This window comes from Pseudoalteromonas sp. 20-92 (genome assembly GCF_030847595.1).
In the GTDB taxonomy this organism is placed as follows: domain Bacteria; phylum Pseudomonadota; class Gammaproteobacteria; order Enterobacterales; family Alteromonadaceae; genus Pseudoalteromonas; species Pseudoalteromonas fuliginea.
The window spans coordinates 255,727-273,033 of record NZ_JANJGQ010000003.1; the positions used below are offsets into that span (position 1 = coordinate 255,727).

Consider the following 17,307-nt stretch of genomic DNA (forward strand, 5'->3'; position numbering starts at 1 on the left):
AAGATTTAAACAAAGAGTTATTATTTGTGAATCTTCCTTTTAGCACTGCGTGCGCGTCAGCAAGCTTAACGCCTACAACTTATTTTCATCTCTTTGAATAAAAGTAGCAGGCATAAAAAATCCCCGCTTGTGCGAGGATTTTATCATCTAAAATTAAAAATTAGATTCTATATAAAATAGAATTACTGACCTTTAACTTCTTTAAGACCGTTGTACGGTGCTTTATCGCCTAATTGCTCTTCAATACGTAGCAATTGGTTGTACTTTGCAACACGGTCAGAACGGCTCAATGAACCTGTTTTAATTTGACCTGCAGCAGTACCCACTGCTAAATCAGCAATTGTTGAATCTTCAGTTTCACCAGAACGGTGAGAAATAACAACAGTGAAACCAGCGTCTTTAGCCATTTTAATTGCTGCTAACGTTTCAGTTAAAGAACCGATTTGGTTAAACTTAATTAAGATTGAGTTAGCAATACCGTTGTCGATACCACGTTTTAAAATCTTAGTATTTGTTACGAATAAATCATCACCTACTAATTGGATTTTATCACCCATTAGCTTAGTTTGATGTGCAAAGCCATCCCAATCAGACTCATCAAGACCATCTTCGATAGAAACGATTGGGTACTGTTCAGTAAGATCTTGTAAGAAAAAGTTAAATTCTTCAGAAGTGAATTTTTTGCCTTCACCCTTAAGGTCGTAGATGTTTGCTTCTTTGTCGTAAAACTCAGAAGCTGCACAATCCATCGCTAAAGTAATATCTTTACCTAGCTCGTAACCTGCGTTTGCGACAGCTACTTTGATTGCAGCAAGAGCCGCTTCGTTAGATGCAAGGTTAGGCGCAAAACCACCTTCATCGCCAACTGCTGTTGAATGGCCATCAGCTTTAAGTACTTTAGCAAGGCTATGAAATACTTCAGCGCCCATACGTAGACCTTCGCGGAAGTTAGTAGCGCCAACAGGTTGGATCATAAACTCTTGGATGTCTACAGAGTTATCTGCGTGCTCGCCACCGTTGATGATGTTCATCATTGGAAGTGGCATTGAATAAACACCCGGCGTGCCGTTTAAGTCAGCAATATGTTCATAAAGCTCAACCTTTTTAGATTGTGCAGCTGCTTTTGCTGTTGCTAGTGATACAGCTAAGATTGCATTGGCACCTAATTTTTCTTTATTTTCGGTACCATCTAAATCTAGCATTACTTTATCAACAGTACTTTGCTCTAATGCATTTTGACCAGCTAAAGCGTCAGCAATTTCTTTGTTGATATAACCAACTGCTTTTAATACGCCTTTACCTAAATAACGCGTTTTGTCACCATCACGTAACTCTAATGCTTCGCGAGTACCTGTAGATGCACCAGAAGGTGCTGCAGCACGGCCCCATGAACCATCAGCTAAATGTACATCAGCTTCAACAGTTGGGTTACCACGCGAGTCCATAATTTCGCGACCTATTACTTTTACGATTTTTGACATCTTGATTCCTCTATATTCCCAAAATGGTGAGTTCGACTAACTTTACTACGTTTTATATAGTTTATACCAATTGCATTAAATTAGTGAGCTATTATAGCGCTAAGAAAATAGCTCAATAACAAGGCAGAAATTATGACATATAGTTGTTCTATATGAGTAATTTTTAACGCAGTGAGTGAGTTATTTAATGCGATACAATGCTCATGTTTTTAATAAAATGGGTATTAGTCAGCCCTTAAAACAAAAAAGCCGTGCAATATGCACGGCCTTTTTAAATTACGATGACGCTTTTTGGTGGATATGAGCGGCTGCTACAAACCCTTCAAATAGCGGGTGACCATCACGTGGTGTTGACGTGAATTCCGGGTGGAACTGCGCGGCAATAAACCAAGGGTGATCTTTATTTTCGATAATTTCTACCAGTTTTTTATCTTCTGATAAACCGGTAAAGCTTAAACCTGCTTTTTCTAACTGCTCTACAAAGTTGTTGTTAACTTCGTAGCGATGGCGATGACGCTCAACAATTTCATCACTACCGTATACTTCATGTACTTTAGAGCCCGGTGTTAAATGACATTTTTGAGCGCCTAAACGCATTGTGCCACCTAAATCAGATTCAGCATCACGCGTTTCAACATTGCCTTCTGCATCTAGCCATTCAGTGATTAAACCAACAACAGGTGCTGCAGATTTTGCATTAAACTCGGTTGAGTTTGCATCACTAAGGCCTGCAACATTTCGTGCATATTCAATAAGCGCTACTTGCATACCTAAACAAATACCTAAGTAAGGCACTTTATTTTCACGCGCATATTTAGCCGCTAATATTTTACCTTCAACACCACGACCGCCAAAGCCGCCTGGCACTAAAATAGCATCTAAATGCGAGAGTAACTCAACACCTTTACTTTCAAGATCTTGTGAATCTACGTATTCGATATTAATTGTTAAACGGTTTTTAAGGCCCGCATGCTTTAATGCTTCGTTAACCGATTTGTACGCATCTGGTAATTCAATGTATTTACCAACCATACCAATTGTCACTTCACCTGTTGGGTTAGACTCTTGATAAAGTACTTGTTCCCACTCAGCTAAATCAGCTTCTGGTGGATCTAAGTGAAAACGACGACATACAAAATTATCTAATTCTTGCGACTTTAATAATGCTGGAATTTTATAGATGCTGTCTACATCTGGCAGTGAAATAACCGCTTTTTCTTCTACGTTTGTGAATAATGAGATTTTTGCACGCTCATTATTTGGTAGTTTACGGTCAGAACGACAAATAAGAATATCTGGTTGAATACCGACTGAGCGTAACTCTTTAACAGAGTGCTGAGTTGGTTTAGTTTTCACTTCACCGGCAGGGCCTAAGAATGGCACTAACGTTAAGTGAATAAATAGCGCGCGTTCGCGACCAATTTCAGTTCCCATCTGACGAATTGCTTCAATAAACGGTTGTGATTCTATATCACCTACTGTGCCGCCAATTTCTACAATAGCAATATCATAACCTTCAGCACCGTCGTATACACGTTGCTTAATATCGTTAGTGATATGTGGAATAACCTGAATAGTTGCACCTAGGTATTCACCACGGCGCTCACGACGTAATACGTCTTCGTATACACGGCCTTGTGTGAAGTTATTACGACTAGTCATTTTGGTACGAATAAAACGCTCATAGTGACCTAAATCAAGGTCAGTTTCTGCGCCGTCTTCTGTAACGTATACTTCACCGTGTTGAATTGGGCTCATTGTGCCTGGGTCAACGTTGATGTAAGGATCCAGCTTTAAAATGGTAACATTTAAACCACGGGCTTCTAAAATAGCTGCCAACGATGCTGCTGCAATACCTTTACCCAACGAAGAAACAACTCCGCCAGTAACGAAGATAAATTTTGTACTCATGCGAACCCTAGAATATCAGGAATTAAAAGGAATATAACACCCAAAGAAGAGCCTAAGGGTATATCATCAAGACGGGGCGAAATTGTACCAAAACACGGCTTATCAATCCAGCTAAAAATAGCAAATGTGCGCACAAAAAATGTGCATAATTTAATTACAATTTTTTAATCGCATCCCATGCGCGATCCATTTCTTCAAAGGTGGCAGTATCTAAACTTTTGCCTTGTGCATTTAAATACTCTTGGACTTTTTCAAAGCGCGTTGAAAACTTATCATTGGCACTGCGAAGAAGTTGCTCAGGGTCGCGTTTTACATGGCGTACTACATTCACGGTTGCAAAAAGTAAGTCGCCAAGTTCTTCTGCGGTATGATCCGACAAAGGGTCCTGTTCAATCGCTTCTTTTACTTCAAGCACCTCTTCGCTCACTTTATCAAGAGCACCATGATACGTTGGCCAATCAAAACCAAGAGAAGCCACGCGTTGTTGGATTTTTTTAGCTTTGCTTAAACTTGGCATATTTGCAGGAATACCTTGCCAAAAGGAAGGTGATTCGCTTTTTGCTCTGGTACTGCGTTCTTGCGCTTTTATTGCTTGCCACTGCTGCGATAATTGCTCAGCAGTGAGTACTTTTTTATCGGCAAATACATGTGGATGACGACGGATCAATTTGCTGTTTAATTGCTCAACTACATCATTAAAATCAAATAGGTTTTGCTCTTGAGCTAGTTGGGCATAAAACACGATTTGAAATAACAAATCACCGAGCTCACCTTTAAGCTCACCTAAGTTGCCTGACTCAATACAGTCAGCAACTTCGTATGCTTCTTCTAATGTATGCGGCACAATAGATTTAAAATCTTGCTTGAGATCCCACGGACAACCGCCCTTGGGATCTCGCAGTGTGTTCATTATGCTAAGAAGTTGTGTAAGCGCTGCATTATCATTCATGGTTAATGACCACGCTTGGCATCGTGTACACCTTCAATTTGGTGTAACTTAGAAAGAACACGGTTAGTACCCGATAAGTCATGTACTTCTATTTGCATTGTGAACACTGCTAACTGATTATCTTCAACTGTATTTACATTCATATTAAGTACGTTGACTTTTTCGTTAGCAAGTACTGAGCTTATATCGCGTATTAGCCCTGAACGATCGGTTGCTTCTATTTTAATACTTAGTGCATATGAACCACTAATATCGTCTGACCAACTCACTGCAATAACACGCTCTGGGTGTTGTGCCTTAAGGTGGTTAAATGAGTCACAATCTTCACGATGCACCGCAATACCACGCCCTTGCGTAATATAGCCGATAATTTCATCGCCAGGTACAGGGCGGCAACATTTTGCAACATGGCTCATTAAACTACCAACGCCATCAACTACAATGCCGTTTTTATCACCCGTTACTTTACTGGGTGCTTTAATACGAATTACCGGTTCGTCTTCTGTGCGGTCGGTAACAAAATTTAGCATTTGATTGAGGCGTACATCACCCGCACCAATGGCAACCATTAAATCGTCAAGCTCTTTAAAGTTAAACCGCTTTATTGCTGGCTCTAGAGCTTTATAGCTTAAACCTAATTTTTGCAGTTCATTATCAAGTATTTCTTTACCAGCACTTAAGTTTTTGTCGCGATCAAGTTGCTTAAACCAATGATGTATTTTAGCTCTTGCACGCGATGACTTAATGTAACCTAGTGACGGGTTTAACCAATCTCTACTCGGATTAGGTTGCTTTTGTGTCAGTATTTCTACTTGATCCCCAGTTGTAAGTTGATGCGTAAACGGCACTATTTTGCCAAATACTTTTGCACCAATACAGCGGTGGCCAACGTTCGAATGAATATAATAAGCAAAATCAAGCGGTGTAGCGCCAAGTGGCAAATCAATAATATCGCCACTGGGTGTAAATATGTATACGCGGTCTTCAACCACCTGATTTTTAAGCTCTTCAGCTAAATCGCCGCCATCAACTACTTCTTCTTGCCATTGCAGTAATTTACGTAGCCAGCTAATTTTTTGCTCATAACCCGAGCCACGCCCTGGTAATGCGCCTTCTTTATATATCCAATGCGCTGCCACACCCAGCTCTGCATCTTGGTGCATATCTTGGGTACGTATTTGAATTTCTACAGTTTTACCTTCAGGGCCAAATACCACGGTATGAATAGACTGATAGCCGTTTTGTTTCGGCGTCGCGACGTAATCGTCAAACTCTTTATTAAGATGACGCCAATTGGTATGCACAATACCCAACGCACCGTAGCAGTCTTGCAAGCGCTCAACCACAATACGCATAGCACGAATATCAAACAGTTGATCAAATTCGTAGTTTTTTTGCGCCATTTTTTTATAAATACTGTAAATGTGTTTAGGTCGACCGTAAACTTCAGCCTCTATGCCTGCTTCACTCAAACGGCTTTTGACTTGCTCCACCATATCTTCCATATAAGCTTCGCGTGCTAAACGTTTATCATCGAGTTGCTTAGCAATATTTTTGTAAATATCAGGACGAAGATACCTAAACGATAAATCTTCAAGCTCCCACTTTAATTGCCCAATACCGAGTCGATTAGCTAGTGGGGCAAAAATATCGGCAGTTTCTTTTGCAGCAATAACGCGATCTTCTTCGCCAGCATCTTTTACGTTACGTAAATGGCAAACCTGCTCAGCTAACTTGATAACCACTGCACGGACATCTTCAACCATGGTTAACAGCATTTTTCGAATGTTATCGACTTGCACCGTGCCTTTGCCTTGATGCGATAAAGTGCTAATAGTCGCCATTTGCGCAACGCCTGTTAGCAGTATGGCCACATTACTACCTAGCTGCTCTTCGATCACTTCTAAAGGCACTAAGCCATCTAAAAAATATGGGGTTAAATACGCCGTCGCTAACGATTCAGCATCAAGATTTAACTCAACTAAAATCTCAACCATTTCAATGGCTGTATTTTGTCGACTCTGACTATTACTGTTAACACACAGTGCTTGCGCTTGATTAAGCATCTCCGCCTTTTCAGCACAAAGTTTGAGTACTTTAAGACGAGTCGCAAAATCACCTGTTTCAACTTGCTGATGTGATTGACGTGTAGCTACCATAATGCGCTTTACCTCCGTTGAAATAACGCCATAGTTTCGATATGTCCTGTATGAGGAAACATATTCATTAGCCCTATTTTATTAAGCTCAAAGCCTGCTTGCGAAATAATAGCGCTGTCACGGGCTAAAGTAACAGGGTCGCAAGAGACATATAAAATTGTTTTAAACTGCTTTAAAGGTAGTTGCTCTAAAACAGCCATTGCACCAGTACGAGATGGGTCTAACACTAATACATCTAAATCTTTACTAAACCACGGCGCATTTTGTATTTTTTGCGTTAAATCAAAGCAATAAAACTCGGCATTGGTAATAGAGTTAGTTTGCGCATTTTGAGCCGCCATTGCAACCGCTGAAGTAACACCTTCTACGCCAATAACTGTTTTTGCTTGTTTTGCCAACACGAGTGAAAAGTTACCAATGCCGCAAAATAAATCTAATACGCTTTCATCGCCATTTAAATTAAGCCAGTCTGCGGATTGCTTTAGCATAGCTTGATTAACTTGCGCGTTTACTTGGATAAAATTACCTAAACCAAATTCAAACTTAAGATCAAATTCTTTTAAATAATAATACGGCATCGCAAAGTGTGAATGTTCAATCACGTCACTTTCACTTTGCCATACAATCTCATATTTATGACTTGCAGTAGCCTGCTCGACTAATATTTTAAACTCGTCGGGGATTGTTTTTGTATGACGAATAACAACAAAGCTGTGCTCGTCGCTTTCACACAATTGCAAATGACTGATACTGTGCAGCGATTTATGTTGATTAATTAAACTATCAAAAAGTGTAAATACATCTGCGAATGCTTCACTCAATACTGCACACTGGTTAATACTAACAATATTTTTAGAACCACTCGCCCTATAACCCACGCGTATTTTTTTAGCCGCTTTATCAAACATAACAGCAATACGGGCGCTGCGCCTGTAATGCGTTGACTTGCTTAATAATGGCGCCTCCCAATTTAAGTTTTTTTGTTTGGCGAACTTTTCAAATAACTGGTTAACAGCCGTTTGTTTTTCAATAACTTGTTGGCTTGTCTCTAAATGCTGTAATTGACAGCCACCGCAGTGATTATAATGTTCACAAAAAGGGGTTACGCGTGCATCACTTGCTTTAATAATCTTTTGCGTTGCCGCGCTACTGTAGCGGGCTTTATCATCGATTATTGTTGCTTTAACTTGTTCGTTAGGTAAAGCACCACTAACAAAACACACTTTATTATTATGCTTAGCTATACCACGCCCTTGATGATCCATTGCTGTTATATCAAGTACCACTGACTTTTTTTGTAGCGGCTGTTTTTTAGCTTTAAAAATTTGTGCCATTTGGCATTACCTTAAATAATTATTGGTTAAAACAATTGATCTTCAACGATGGTAGATGCTTTGAGAATAGGTGTTGATCCGTATATACTCAAAGGATACTAATAATGATAAAAATGCTTCCATTATGACCAAATTAGGCTTACGCGATTCTGTTTTAACACTGACCCTGATCCCGACGGTGATCATTGGATTGTTACTTGGTGGGTATTTTACAATAAATCGTTACATTGAGCTTGATGAAATTTTATATCAACAAGGGACTACTATTTCAGAGCCTTTAGCAATTGCGCTTGAACAACCACTACAAGAAAAAAACAAACAACTGCTTAATCGACTAATTAGCTATACCCATAATAAGCACTCACCCACAGTAAAATCGATTGCCATTTTTGATGATAATAATCAGCTCATCATGACCAGTAATTATCATCGCTCTTTTGATAAATTAATTAATCAAAAAGCAATGCAAAACTTAAAGACTACTCAAGTGCAAAAGTCAGATGAACTCGTCACGTTTTTTACCCCCATTTTTAATCACACTAGCCAAGATTTGAAATGGGAACCGACTCAATTACAATCACCTTTAGGCACGGTTATTTTACAGCTAAATAAAGATCAAGCTGTAATAGGCCAACAACGTGCGCTATTAATAAGCGGTATTGTTATTATTCTATCTTTGGTGTTTGCCGCTATTTTAGCATTAAGACTTAGTCGTATGTTTATGACGCCACTTAATAAACTCGTACTTGCCACCGACAAGTTGGTTGAAGGAAAAAGAAATACGGGACTAACTGATACCATGATCGGTGAGTTTGAACTATTGCGGGAAGGTTTAAATACGATAGCCCATACAATGGTAATGCAAAAAGATGAAATGCAAAAAAACATCGATCAAGCAACCAGTGATTATCGTGAAACATTAGAGCAGTACGAAACTCAAAATATCCAGCTCACGATGGCAAAAAAAGAAGCGCAAGATGCTAACAGAGTTAAGTCTGATTTTTTAGCTAAAATGAGTCACGAACTACGTACCCCTTTAAATGGGGTGATTGGTTTTACACGACAACTTTATAAAACACCGCTAAATAAACATCAAAAAGATTACCTCGACACTATTATGCTTTCTGCAAATAGCCTGATGACGATTATTAGTGATATTTTAGATTTTTCTAAATTAGAAGCCGGTGCAATGGAACTTGAATCAATTCAGTTTCAACTTAGGGATGCCATAAACGAAGTAATGACATTGCTCGCTCCGAGTGCTCATGATAAGCAACTTGAATTATCTATTTATATTAATCAACAAGTCCCTGATGACTTAACTGGCGATCCAACTCGTTTTAAACAAATACTTATAAACTTATTAAGTAACGCTATAAAATTTACTGAAAAAGGCTCTATAAAAGTAGATGTAAGTTACCGATTACTTGATGAAGAGCGTGCTTCTTTATTAGTTTCAGTAACTGATACGGGTGTTGGTATTCCTATGAATAAACAAGACTCACTGTTTACCCCATTTGGCCAAGCTGATTCAAGTATTACCCGAAAATTCGGTGGCACGGGCTTGGGGCTTATCATTACCAAACATATTGTTGAAGCAATGAATGGCCGAATAACACTCAACTCAGCACCTGGTAACGGCACGTGTTTCACATTCAACAGTATATTTAGATTACCGAATCACGTATTTACCAACGATTTACCGAGTAAATCTCTCATTGGTAAACGTATTTTATATTTAGAACCGCATGAGCATACTCATCACGCTGTTCTATCGTTATTAACACAGTGGCAAACATCAGTTACAGCCTGCTTTAACGAAACCAGTTTTTTAGACGCTGTAACAAATAAAGAGCATAAATACGATATTTGCTTAATAGGCCACATGGCTTCTGTTGATGATATGCAGCAATTAAAAAGCTATGTAAAATCAGTTCGCGAATCGACTGACTACTTATATTTAATGTTAAATACAGTTTCGCACAATATGCGAGAAGCGTTTATAGGCAGTGGTGCTGATGCGTGTTTAAGTAAACCACTTAACCACCGAAAACTGTGTGAAGTACTTGCAGCACCATACAGACTAGACCACCCTGTTCATAATATTGAGCAGAATGAACACCAGTTACTTCCACTTAAAGTACTTGTCGTTGATGATAACGATGCTAATTTAAAGCTTCTCCATACTTTATTAAGTGAACAGATTGAAGTAATAGAAACCGCTCATAACGGCTCACAGGCTTATAGTTTAAGTAAAAGCCATAAATATGATGTCATCTTTATGGATATACAAATGCCAATTATGGACGGTATTACTGCATGTAAACTTATTCAAGAGTCATCTCTAAACGAAGATACACCAATCATTGCAGTGACTGCTCATGCACTGAATAGCGAAAAAGAGCAGCTACTTAAAGATGGCTTTAAAGGTTACCTAACCAAGCCTATTGATGAAGACATGTTGAAACAGATAATCAGCGAACATAGCCCGCAGACACCTGTTAATCGTGATAAAACAAAAAATGAAGTACCACAAAGCCCTGCTCCTTTCGAAAGTAATCGTATAGATTGGGCATTAGCACTGCAACGTGCTGGTGGTAAAAATGAGCTTGCTCTTGAAATGCTCAACATGCTGTTATCAAGCATACCTGAAACACTTAGCTTACTTGCAAAAGCAATTGATGACACCAGTTGTAAACAAGTGCTAAGCATTGTCCACAAGTTCCATGGAGCGTGTTGTTACACAGGTGTACCAAGACTTAAGTCATTGGCAGAGACCATCGAAACATCACTTAAGAGCGAATGTATACTTGAGAGTATAGAACCAGAACTTTTTGAGCTACAAGATGAACTTGAAAGCTTACTTCTCGATTCAAAATCAGCTGAAAAATCTGAAGAAGACACGCTATAATAAGCGTGTCTTTTTAACTAAAATAACTTAAGTTCGTGCTTCAAGCATTAGGCGTTTCATATCGCGGACTGCTTTTTCCAATCCATCAATCGCGGCGCGAGCAATGATAGCATGACCTATATTAAGCTCGTAAATTTCTGGCATTGCTGCAATCGGTTTTACATTATGATAATGAAGTCCATGTCCCGCGTTAACAATCAACCCCAAACTCGCTGCGTATTTAACACCTTCACGAATGTGCTCTAACTCTTTGTGTAAATCGGTATCATTTGTTGCATCAGCATACGCGCCTGTGTGTATCTCTACATAAGGAGCACCACATTCTTTGGCTGCATCTAATTGCACTTTATCTGCATCAATAAATAACGATACTTTAATGCCTGCGTCAGTAAGCGTTTTTGTTGCGGCTTTAATTTTATCTATATTACCCGCTACATCTAAGCCACCTTCGGTTGTTAATTCTTCGCGCTTTTCAGGTACTAAACACACGTACTCAGGTTTTACTTCAAGCGCTATTTTTATCATTTCATCGGTAACAGCTGTTTCAAGATTCATGCGTGTTTGAATCGTTTTAGCCATCACGTAAACGTCGCGGTCTTGAATATGGCGACGATCTTCACGTAAGTGAATTGTAATGCCGTCGGCGCCTGCGTGCTCAGCAACACTGGCTGCATGAGCAGGGTCTGGATATGTAGTTCCACGCGCTTGGCGAAGCGTTGCAATATGATCAACGTTTACACCCAAAAGAATATCTTTCATTATTTTACCTGTAAAATTACGATTATTGAGAAGCACTAAAAAGCTCACGGCTCTTTAATGGCTTATTACCTAACAAAGGCTTTAATAAATATCGACTTAATTGTTTTGCCATATATAACACATCAGTTTGGCTAAAGTCATGATTTGCTATCGCATTTAGTTGTAAACCGCTAAAGCCAGAACGCGTATCTTCTTGCACTAAAAAACCAAACTCAGGAAAGTAACTATACGTTTGCGTCTCGTCTATTGGTTCACCACTGGCATCAAAACTAAAATCGACGCCATAGCCAAGTAGCTCTAATAATTGAAACTCGTATGAGCGAAGCACAGCTTGTAAATTAGCCCCACTGTTTAGGTTTTCTAAATGCGTTTTATAAAGATGAAAAACCTGTTCTATAGGTTCATTAATAGGCACTATTCGGTTAGTTAATTCATTTAAATAAAAGCCACAATAAAGCTCATCACCTTTTAAAAAAAGTGGTGTGCCATGTAGCTCAAACTTATTGATGTATTTTAGATCGTATTTACCACTGTAATGGACAAGTAGTGGTTGAAAAGGTTGTAACTGAGCTTTATGTTTAGTGGCCTGGCGGCCACTAATGCGTGCAATCATTCTAAGTTGCCCAACGCCTTCTACAAGCATATCAAGCATTACTTGTGAGTCACTGTAAGGACGTCGATGCAATAAATAAGCAGTGTAGAAGTCGCTATCCATAGATAATACTAATTATTGGTTTAGTCTTCACCATAACCTAAGCTTCGTAGTGCTCGTTCATCATCAGCCCAACCAGATTTAACTTTCACCCAAAGCTCTAAAAACACTTTGTTATCAAGCATTTCCTCTATGTCTTTACGGGCTTCACGGCCAATGGTTTTTAGCTTTTCGCCTTTATTACCAATAACCATGCGTTTTTGTGTTTCGCGCTCAACAAGAATTAATCCGTTGATATGCCAAATACCGTTGTCTTGCCATTTAAACTGTTCAATTTCAACAGTAACAGAATACGGTAATTCTTCACCCATGAAGCGCATTAATTTTTCACGGATAACTTCAGCCGCCATAAAGCGCATTGAGCGGTCTGTGACGTAATCTTCAGGGAAGTAAAACTCACACGGTTGTAAGCGCTTAGTTACTTCAGCTTTGATTAAGTCTATATTTTTTCCCTGTTTTGCAGACACAGGCATAATACCAACAAAATCAAACTTATCGCCTAACCACTTCATATGAGGCAATACAAGATCGCGGTCTTTAACTTGGTCTATTTTATTAATAACCAATAATACTGGCTTACCACTTTGCGATACTTTGTTCAGTACCATGTCGTCATCAGCATTCCAGTGAGTGCCTTCAACTACAAATATAATAAGCTCTACATCACCGATTGAGCTAGACGCTGCACGGTTCATTAAGCGGTTAATAGCACGCTTTTCTTCAACGTGTAGCCCTGGCGTATCGATGTAAACAGCTTGATGTTTACCTTCGGTATGAATACCCATAATACGATGGCGCGTTGTTTGTGGTTTACGTGAGGTAATACTTACTTTTTGCTCAATGATCTCATTGAGTAAAGTCGATTTACCAACATTTGGACGTCCTACAATTGCGACCATGCCACAAAACGTATCTACATCACCTTCACGAGGCTGTATTAGGGTATCAAGATTCATTTTTAATTATCTTCAATGCTTTTTCGGCAGCTTTTTGTTCAGCCTTGCGGCGTGAGCTACCAACAGAAATTATGCTATCCATTCCATCAACAATACATTCAACCGTGAATGTTTGATTATGTGCCTGGCCTTTAGTATCAACCACAGTGTAACCTGGAAGAGGCAACTTACGGCCTTGTAGATGCTCTTGCAGCAGGGTCTTCGGATCTTTTTGATTAAGCCCTGGTGAAATAGCATCCAAGCGAGATTCATACCACGCTAATATAAGCTCGCCACAGCGGTCGATACCTGAATCTAAAAATGCAGCACCAATAATTGCTTCTACTGCATCGGCAAGCGTTGACTCACGACGGAATCCGCCACTTTTAAGCTCACCCGGACCTAAGCGTAAATAATCGCCCAAGCCAAATTCAAGACCAAACTCGGCAAGAGTTTGACCTCGTACAAGTGTTGAGCGCATACGGCTTAAATCACCTTCACGCGCTTTAGGGAATTTGGCATAAAGTGCATTAGCAATCACAAAGCTCAAAATAGAGTCACCTAAAAATTCTAGTCGCTCATTATGTTGGCCTTTATGGCTGCGGTGCGTCATTGCTTGTTCAAGTAAACCTTGATCAGTAAATACATAGCCAATTTTGTCATATAATTCTGTTACATTTTTTTTCATTGTTACTGAATATTACCTAGGCGCTCAAAGCGAACACCAGTTGGAACCCATCCTGGTAAAATATCATCAGGGCCATTCTCAAATTCAAAACTCATCCATATAAAGACAGCTTTACCCACCAAGTTTTCTTTTGGTACAAAGCCCCAAAAGCGACCATCTTGGCTGTTGTCGCGGTTATCACCCATCATAAAATAATGATCAGCAGGAACAGTCCATTCATCAGAAGGCGTGCCCGGTTGCTGGTAATAACGCCCTTTTCTTTCAGGCGCTTGTGGGTTGATTAAAATATCATGCGTAACTGTTGTTAAATTTTCATTTACGCGAGCTAGAGGCATTGGGCCTTGTTTAAATTCGTTATCATTAATTAATTTAAAATCAATTTTATTGAATTCATTACATAAAAGCTCACCCTGCTGGGTTTCGCCTTCTTTACAATTAGGCTGAATATATAAACGTTTATCACGATAAACAACTTTATCGCCAGGTAAACCTATTGTACGTTTAATATAGTCAACTTTTTCATCTAACGGGTATTTAAAAACAACAATATCACCACGTTCAGGTTCACCCATATCAACTAATTGGGTACGCCAAACAGGGTCTTTTATTCCATATGAGTACTTTTGCACTAAAATAAAATCACCAACTAGCAGCGTAGGCATCATTGAACCCGATGGAATTTGAAACGGTTCAAAGATAAATGATCTAAAAATAGTAATCGCAGCAATCATCGGAAAAATCGACTTTGCCGTTTCTGTTATTACTGGCTCTGGCGCTATTAATGCAGCTGTTTCGTCATCTAACGGCGCACCTGCAGACTTTTGCGCTATATCTAAAAGCACTTGCCTTTTAGGTGCATACAGTAAGTGATCTATTAACCATATTAAGCCTGAGCCCAAAGTTAATAGCACCAATAAAACTGAAAAATAACCAGCCATTTATAATCCTTTGTTTTTATTTACCAACTTTTAAAATAGCTAAAAACGCTTCTTGAGGCACTTCAACATTACCTACTTGCTTCATTCGTTTTTTACCATCTTTTTGCTTTTTAAGTAATTTTTTCTTACGACTCACATCACCGCCATAACACTTAGCGATTACGTTTTTACGTAATTGCTTGACTGTGGTACGTGCAATAACATGCTGTCCAATCGCTGCTTGAATCGCAATATCAAACATTTGACGTGGAATAAGTTCTTTCAATGCATCAGCTAACTGACGACCACGAGATTGTGCACCATCTCTGTGAACAATAATCGCAAGTGCATCAACACGTTCACTGTTGATCAAAATATCAACACGCACCATGTCTGATGTTTGGAAGTGCTTAAAGTTATAGTCAAGCGATGCAAAACCACGGCTTGTAGATTTTAATTTATCAAAAAAGTCCATGACCACTTCAGCCATAGGTAGCTCATATGTAACAGCTACTTGCTTACCGTGATAAGTCATTTTTGTTTGACTACCACGTTTTTCAATACATAAGGTAATAACATTACCTAGGTATTCTTGTGGTACCAAAATATTTGCTTCAACAATTGGTTCACGAATCTCTACAATATCGTTTACAGCAGGTAGATCAGACGGATTATCAATCTGAAATGTACCTTCTTTAGTAACTATCTCATAGATTACCGTAGGTGCAGTTGTTATTAAATCAATATCGTATTCACGCTCTAAACGCTCTTGAATGATTTCCATGTGTAGCATGCCTAAAAAGCCACAGCGGAAACCAAAACCTAGTGCGGTTGAATTCTCTGGTTCAAAGAATAACGACGCATCGTTTAGGCTTAATTTGTTAAGTGCATCACGGAATGATTCATACTCATCTGATGCAATTGGGAACATACCCGCATAAACCTGAGGCTTAATCTTTTGAAAGCCAGGTAAGCGAAGTGGAGCTGCATTTTTTTGATGAGTAATAGTGTCACCTACTGGCGCACCATGTATCTCTTTAATGCCCGCAATAACAAACCCTACTTCACCTGTTCTTAAAATACCGGTGTTGGTTTGCTTAGGTGTAAACACACCCACTTGGTCGGCAGTATGGATATGCTCGTTCGACATTATTTTTATTTTATCGCCAGTGCGTAATTCACCGTGCTTAATACGCACTAGTGATACAACGCCTTGGTATGGGTCAAACCAAGAATCGATAATAAGTGCTTGTAAAGGTGCATCTTTGTCGCCTACTGGTGGCGGAACATCTTTAACAATCATTTCAAGTACTTCAGCAATACCTACGCCTGTTTTAGCACTACACTGCACAGCATCTAGGGCATCAATACCAATAATCTCTTCAATTTCTTCTGCAACACGTAAAGGGTCTGCTTGCGGTAAATCGATTTTATTAAGTACTGGAATTACTTCTAATTCCATTTCAATAGCGGTGTAACAGTTAGCTAGTGTTTGTGCTTCAACGCCTTGGCCTGCATCAACAACGAGTAGTGCACCTTCACATGCAGCTAAAGAACGCGACACTTCATACGTAAAATCAACGTGTCCTGGAGTATCAATGAAATTAAGTTGGTAGGTTTCGCCGTCGTTCGCTTTGTAATTCAACGTTACACTTTGCGCTTTAATGGTAATACCACGTTCGCGCTCAATATCCATTGAATCCAAAACTTGTTTTTGCATTTCACGGTCGGTTAAACCGCCACAAACTTGGATCAAACGATCTGAAAGGGTCGATTTACCATGGTCAATATGGGCGATGATCGAAAAATTACGGATATGCTTCATAAACTGGATTCTATACTTCTATTTTAATGGACTAAATATGAATACCTAAGTGACTTGAAAATACTTGCTTTAGGATGCCATAAGCTCAGTTTGTAAATTACAGACTTAGCCCACGCTTTTTAAGATGGGTTATAATCATTTTATTTAATGAATAACAATAAGTTATGCTTAATAAACTTAAATAAGTCAGTCAGATAAAATAATTTTAAAAACCACAATTCCCTGTATTTCCAAGTTACTTTGGTATAAAACGGCAATTTTACATTTAATTGGCGTCAATCACCATCTATTTGAGTTAAAGGGATACTAATTGGATGAATTTTTATTACTTTTATATCGTGCTTAAGTGATTTAACACGAGTTTTAGCAATAAAAAATCCAGTAATGCCACCTAAAGCCGCCGCTAAGATTTGCCAACCCTCGGCCATTAAAAGTAACTCAGAAGCAATAAATGCAAACGTTAGACTTAAAAGTAAAGGTAACATATATACAGCAAAAGCATGTTTAACAACGAGGCTATCATCAAGTGACAAAGTAACTTTTTGACCGACCTCGACTGGTAAATCGAATCTATATGGAAAGGTTTTTTTTGCGGTGCCGAATAACTTGCCAAACACTTGTGATCCACAACGACCATTACAGCCTTCGCAAGCTTGCTTTTGTTGCGCTTCTAAATGAGCAATGTGGCCATCAAGGGCCACAACTGTGAGGGTTTGTTCAATCATA

Annotated in this window: 13 protein-coding genes; 1 reads left to right on the forward strand and 12 read right to left on the reverse strand. The window is 39.1% G+C overall.

The features are described from left to right. Positions 1 to 182: 182 nt before the first annotated feature. The 5 genes from eno to rlmD form a co-directional block, all read right to left on the reverse strand. Entirely contained in the window at positions 183 to 1,481 is a 1,299-nt protein-coding gene (eno, locus tag NRL14_RS04945; protein WP_007377517.1) for a phosphopyruvate hydratase, read from the reverse strand. 276 nt (positions 1,482 to 1,757) lie between these two features. Next, positions 1,758 to 3,392 carry a CTP synthase gene (locus NRL14_RS04950; RefSeq protein WP_033015319.1) on the reverse strand — a complete coding sequence of 545 codons (1,635 nt, stop codon included), beginning with the start codon at positions 3,390 to 3,392 and terminating at the stop codon, positions 1,758 to 1,760. 154 nt (positions 3,393 to 3,546) lie between these two features. After that, positions 3,547 to 4,341 carry a nucleoside triphosphate pyrophosphohydrolase gene (gene mazG, locus NRL14_RS04955; RefSeq protein WP_306724136.1) on the reverse strand — a complete coding sequence of 265 codons (795 nt, stop codon included), beginning with the start codon at positions 4,339 to 4,341 and terminating at the stop codon, positions 3,547 to 3,549. A gap of 2 nt (positions 4,342 to 4,343) precedes the next feature. Beyond that, complete coding sequence (relA, locus tag NRL14_RS04960) at positions 4,344 to 6,500, reverse strand: GTP diphosphokinase (protein WP_008134814.1); 2,157 nt, start codon at positions 6,498 to 6,500, stop codon at positions 4,344 to 4,346. Positions 6,501 to 6,508: 8 nt separating this feature from the next. Then, the gene (rlmD, locus tag NRL14_RS04965) at positions 6,509 to 7,834 is read right to left on the reverse strand and encodes a 23S rRNA (uracil(1939)-C(5))-methyltransferase RlmD (RefSeq protein ID WP_007377522.1); all 1,326 of its coding nucleotides are present in this window, start codon (positions 7,832 to 7,834) and stop codon (positions 6,509 to 6,511) included. Between the two features lie 124 nt (positions 7,835 to 7,958). Here rlmD and barA point away from each other — a divergent pair, with 124 nt between their 5' ends. Beyond that, positions 7,959 to 10,745: a two-component sensor histidine kinase BarA gene (gene barA / locus NRL14_RS04970; protein WP_306724137.1), complete on the forward strand. Its 2,787-nt coding sequence runs from the start codon at positions 7,959 to 7,961 to the stop codon at positions 10,743 to 10,745. A gap of 27 nt (positions 10,746 to 10,772) precedes the next feature. On the opposite strand, the gene pdxJ is transcribed toward barA, so the two are convergent. The 7 genes from pdxJ to NRL14_RS05005 all read right to left on the reverse strand — a co-directional run bounded on the left by pdxJ (position 10,773) and on the right by NRL14_RS05005 (position 17,306). After that, positions 10,773 to 11,504, reverse strand: coding sequence for a pyridoxine 5'-phosphate synthase (gene pdxJ / locus NRL14_RS04975; RefSeq protein WP_007377524.1), 732 nt, complete (start codon positions 11,502 to 11,504; stop codon positions 10,773 to 10,775). 22 nt (positions 11,505 to 11,526) lie between these two features. Then, positions 11,527 to 12,219, reverse strand: coding sequence for a DNA repair protein RecO (recO, locus tag NRL14_RS04980; RefSeq protein ID WP_007377525.1), 693 nt, complete (start codon positions 12,217 to 12,219; stop codon positions 11,527 to 11,529). Positions 12,220 to 12,239: 20 nt separating this feature from the next. Then, entirely contained in the window at positions 12,240 to 13,172 is a 933-nt protein-coding gene (gene era, locus NRL14_RS04985) for a GTPase Era (RefSeq protein WP_007377526.1), read from the reverse strand. Beyond that, on the reverse strand, positions 13,162 to 13,839 hold the full coding sequence (gene rnc, locus NRL14_RS04990) for a ribonuclease III (protein WP_007377527.1): 678 nt from the start codon (positions 13,837 to 13,839) through the stop codon (positions 13,162 to 13,164). Before rnc ends, era begins: the two co-directional genes overlap by 11 nt. A gap of 2 nt (positions 13,840 to 13,841) precedes the next feature. After that, a complete protein-coding gene (gene lepB, locus NRL14_RS04995; RefSeq protein ID WP_033040038.1) occupies positions 13,842 to 14,777 on the reverse strand; it encodes a signal peptidase I in 936 nt (311 codons plus the stop codon). A 16-nt stretch (positions 14,778 to 14,793) separates the two neighbouring features. Beyond that, the gene (lepA, locus tag NRL14_RS05000) at positions 14,794 to 16,581 is read right to left on the reverse strand and encodes a translation elongation factor 4 (protein WP_007377529.1); all 1,788 of its coding nucleotides are present in this window, start codon (positions 16,579 to 16,581) and stop codon (positions 14,794 to 14,796) included. Positions 16,582 to 16,856: 275 nt separating this feature from the next. Then, positions 16,857 to 17,306 (reverse strand): SoxR reducing system RseC family protein, encoded by a 450-nt coding sequence (locus NRL14_RS05005; RefSeq protein WP_306724138.1) that lies wholly within the window; start codon positions 17,304 to 17,306, stop codon positions 16,857 to 16,859. Position 17,307 lies beyond the last annotated feature (1 nt).

Excerpts from the sequence above, each read along its gene's own strand:
- rlmD (WP_007377522.1), bottom strand. The coding sequence starts at position 7,834 with ATGGCACAAATTTTTAAAGCTAAAAAACAGCCGCTACAAAAAAAGTCA.
- mazG (WP_306724136.1), bottom strand. The coding sequence starts at position 4,341 with ATGAATGATAATGCAGCGCTTACACAACTTCTTAGCATAATGAACACA.
- eno (WP_007377517.1), bottom strand. The coding sequence starts at position 1,481 with ATGTCAAAAATCGTAAAAGTAATAGGTCGCGAAATTATGGACTCGCGT.
- pdxJ (WP_007377524.1), bottom strand. The coding sequence starts at position 11,504 with ATGAAAGATATTCTTTTGGGTGTAAACGTTGATCATATTGCAACGCTT.
- lepA (WP_007377529.1), bottom strand. The coding sequence starts at position 16,581 with ATGAAGCATATCCGTAATTTTTCGATCATCGCCCATATTGACCATGGT.
- rnc (WP_007377527.1), bottom strand. The coding sequence starts at position 13,839 with ATGAAAAAAAATGTAACAGAATTATATGACAAAATTGGCTATGTATTT.
- NRL14_RS05005 (WP_306724138.1), bottom strand. The coding sequence starts at position 17,306 with ATGATTGAACAAACCCTCACAGTTGTGGCCCTTGATGGCCACATTGCT.
- NRL14_RS04950 (WP_033015319.1), bottom strand. The coding sequence starts at position 3,392 with ATGAGTACAAAATTTATCTTCGTTACTGGCGGAGTTGTTTCTTCGTTG.
- barA (WP_306724137.1), top strand. The coding sequence starts at position 7,959 with ATGACCAAATTAGGCTTACGCGATTCTGTTTTAACACTGACCCTGATC.
- era (WP_007377526.1), bottom strand. The coding sequence starts at position 13,172 with ATGAATCTTGATACCCTAATACAGCCTCGTGAAGGTGATGTAGATACG.
- lepB (WP_033040038.1), bottom strand. The coding sequence starts at position 14,777 with ATGGCTGGTTATTTTTCAGTTTTATTGGTGCTATTAACTTTGGGCTCA.
- relA (WP_008134814.1), bottom strand. The coding sequence starts at position 6,500 with ATGGTAGCTACACGTCAATCACATCAGCAAGTTGAAACAGGTGATTTT.
- recO (WP_007377525.1), bottom strand. The coding sequence starts at position 12,219 with ATGGATAGCGACTTCTACACTGCTTATTTATTGCATCGACGTCCTTAC.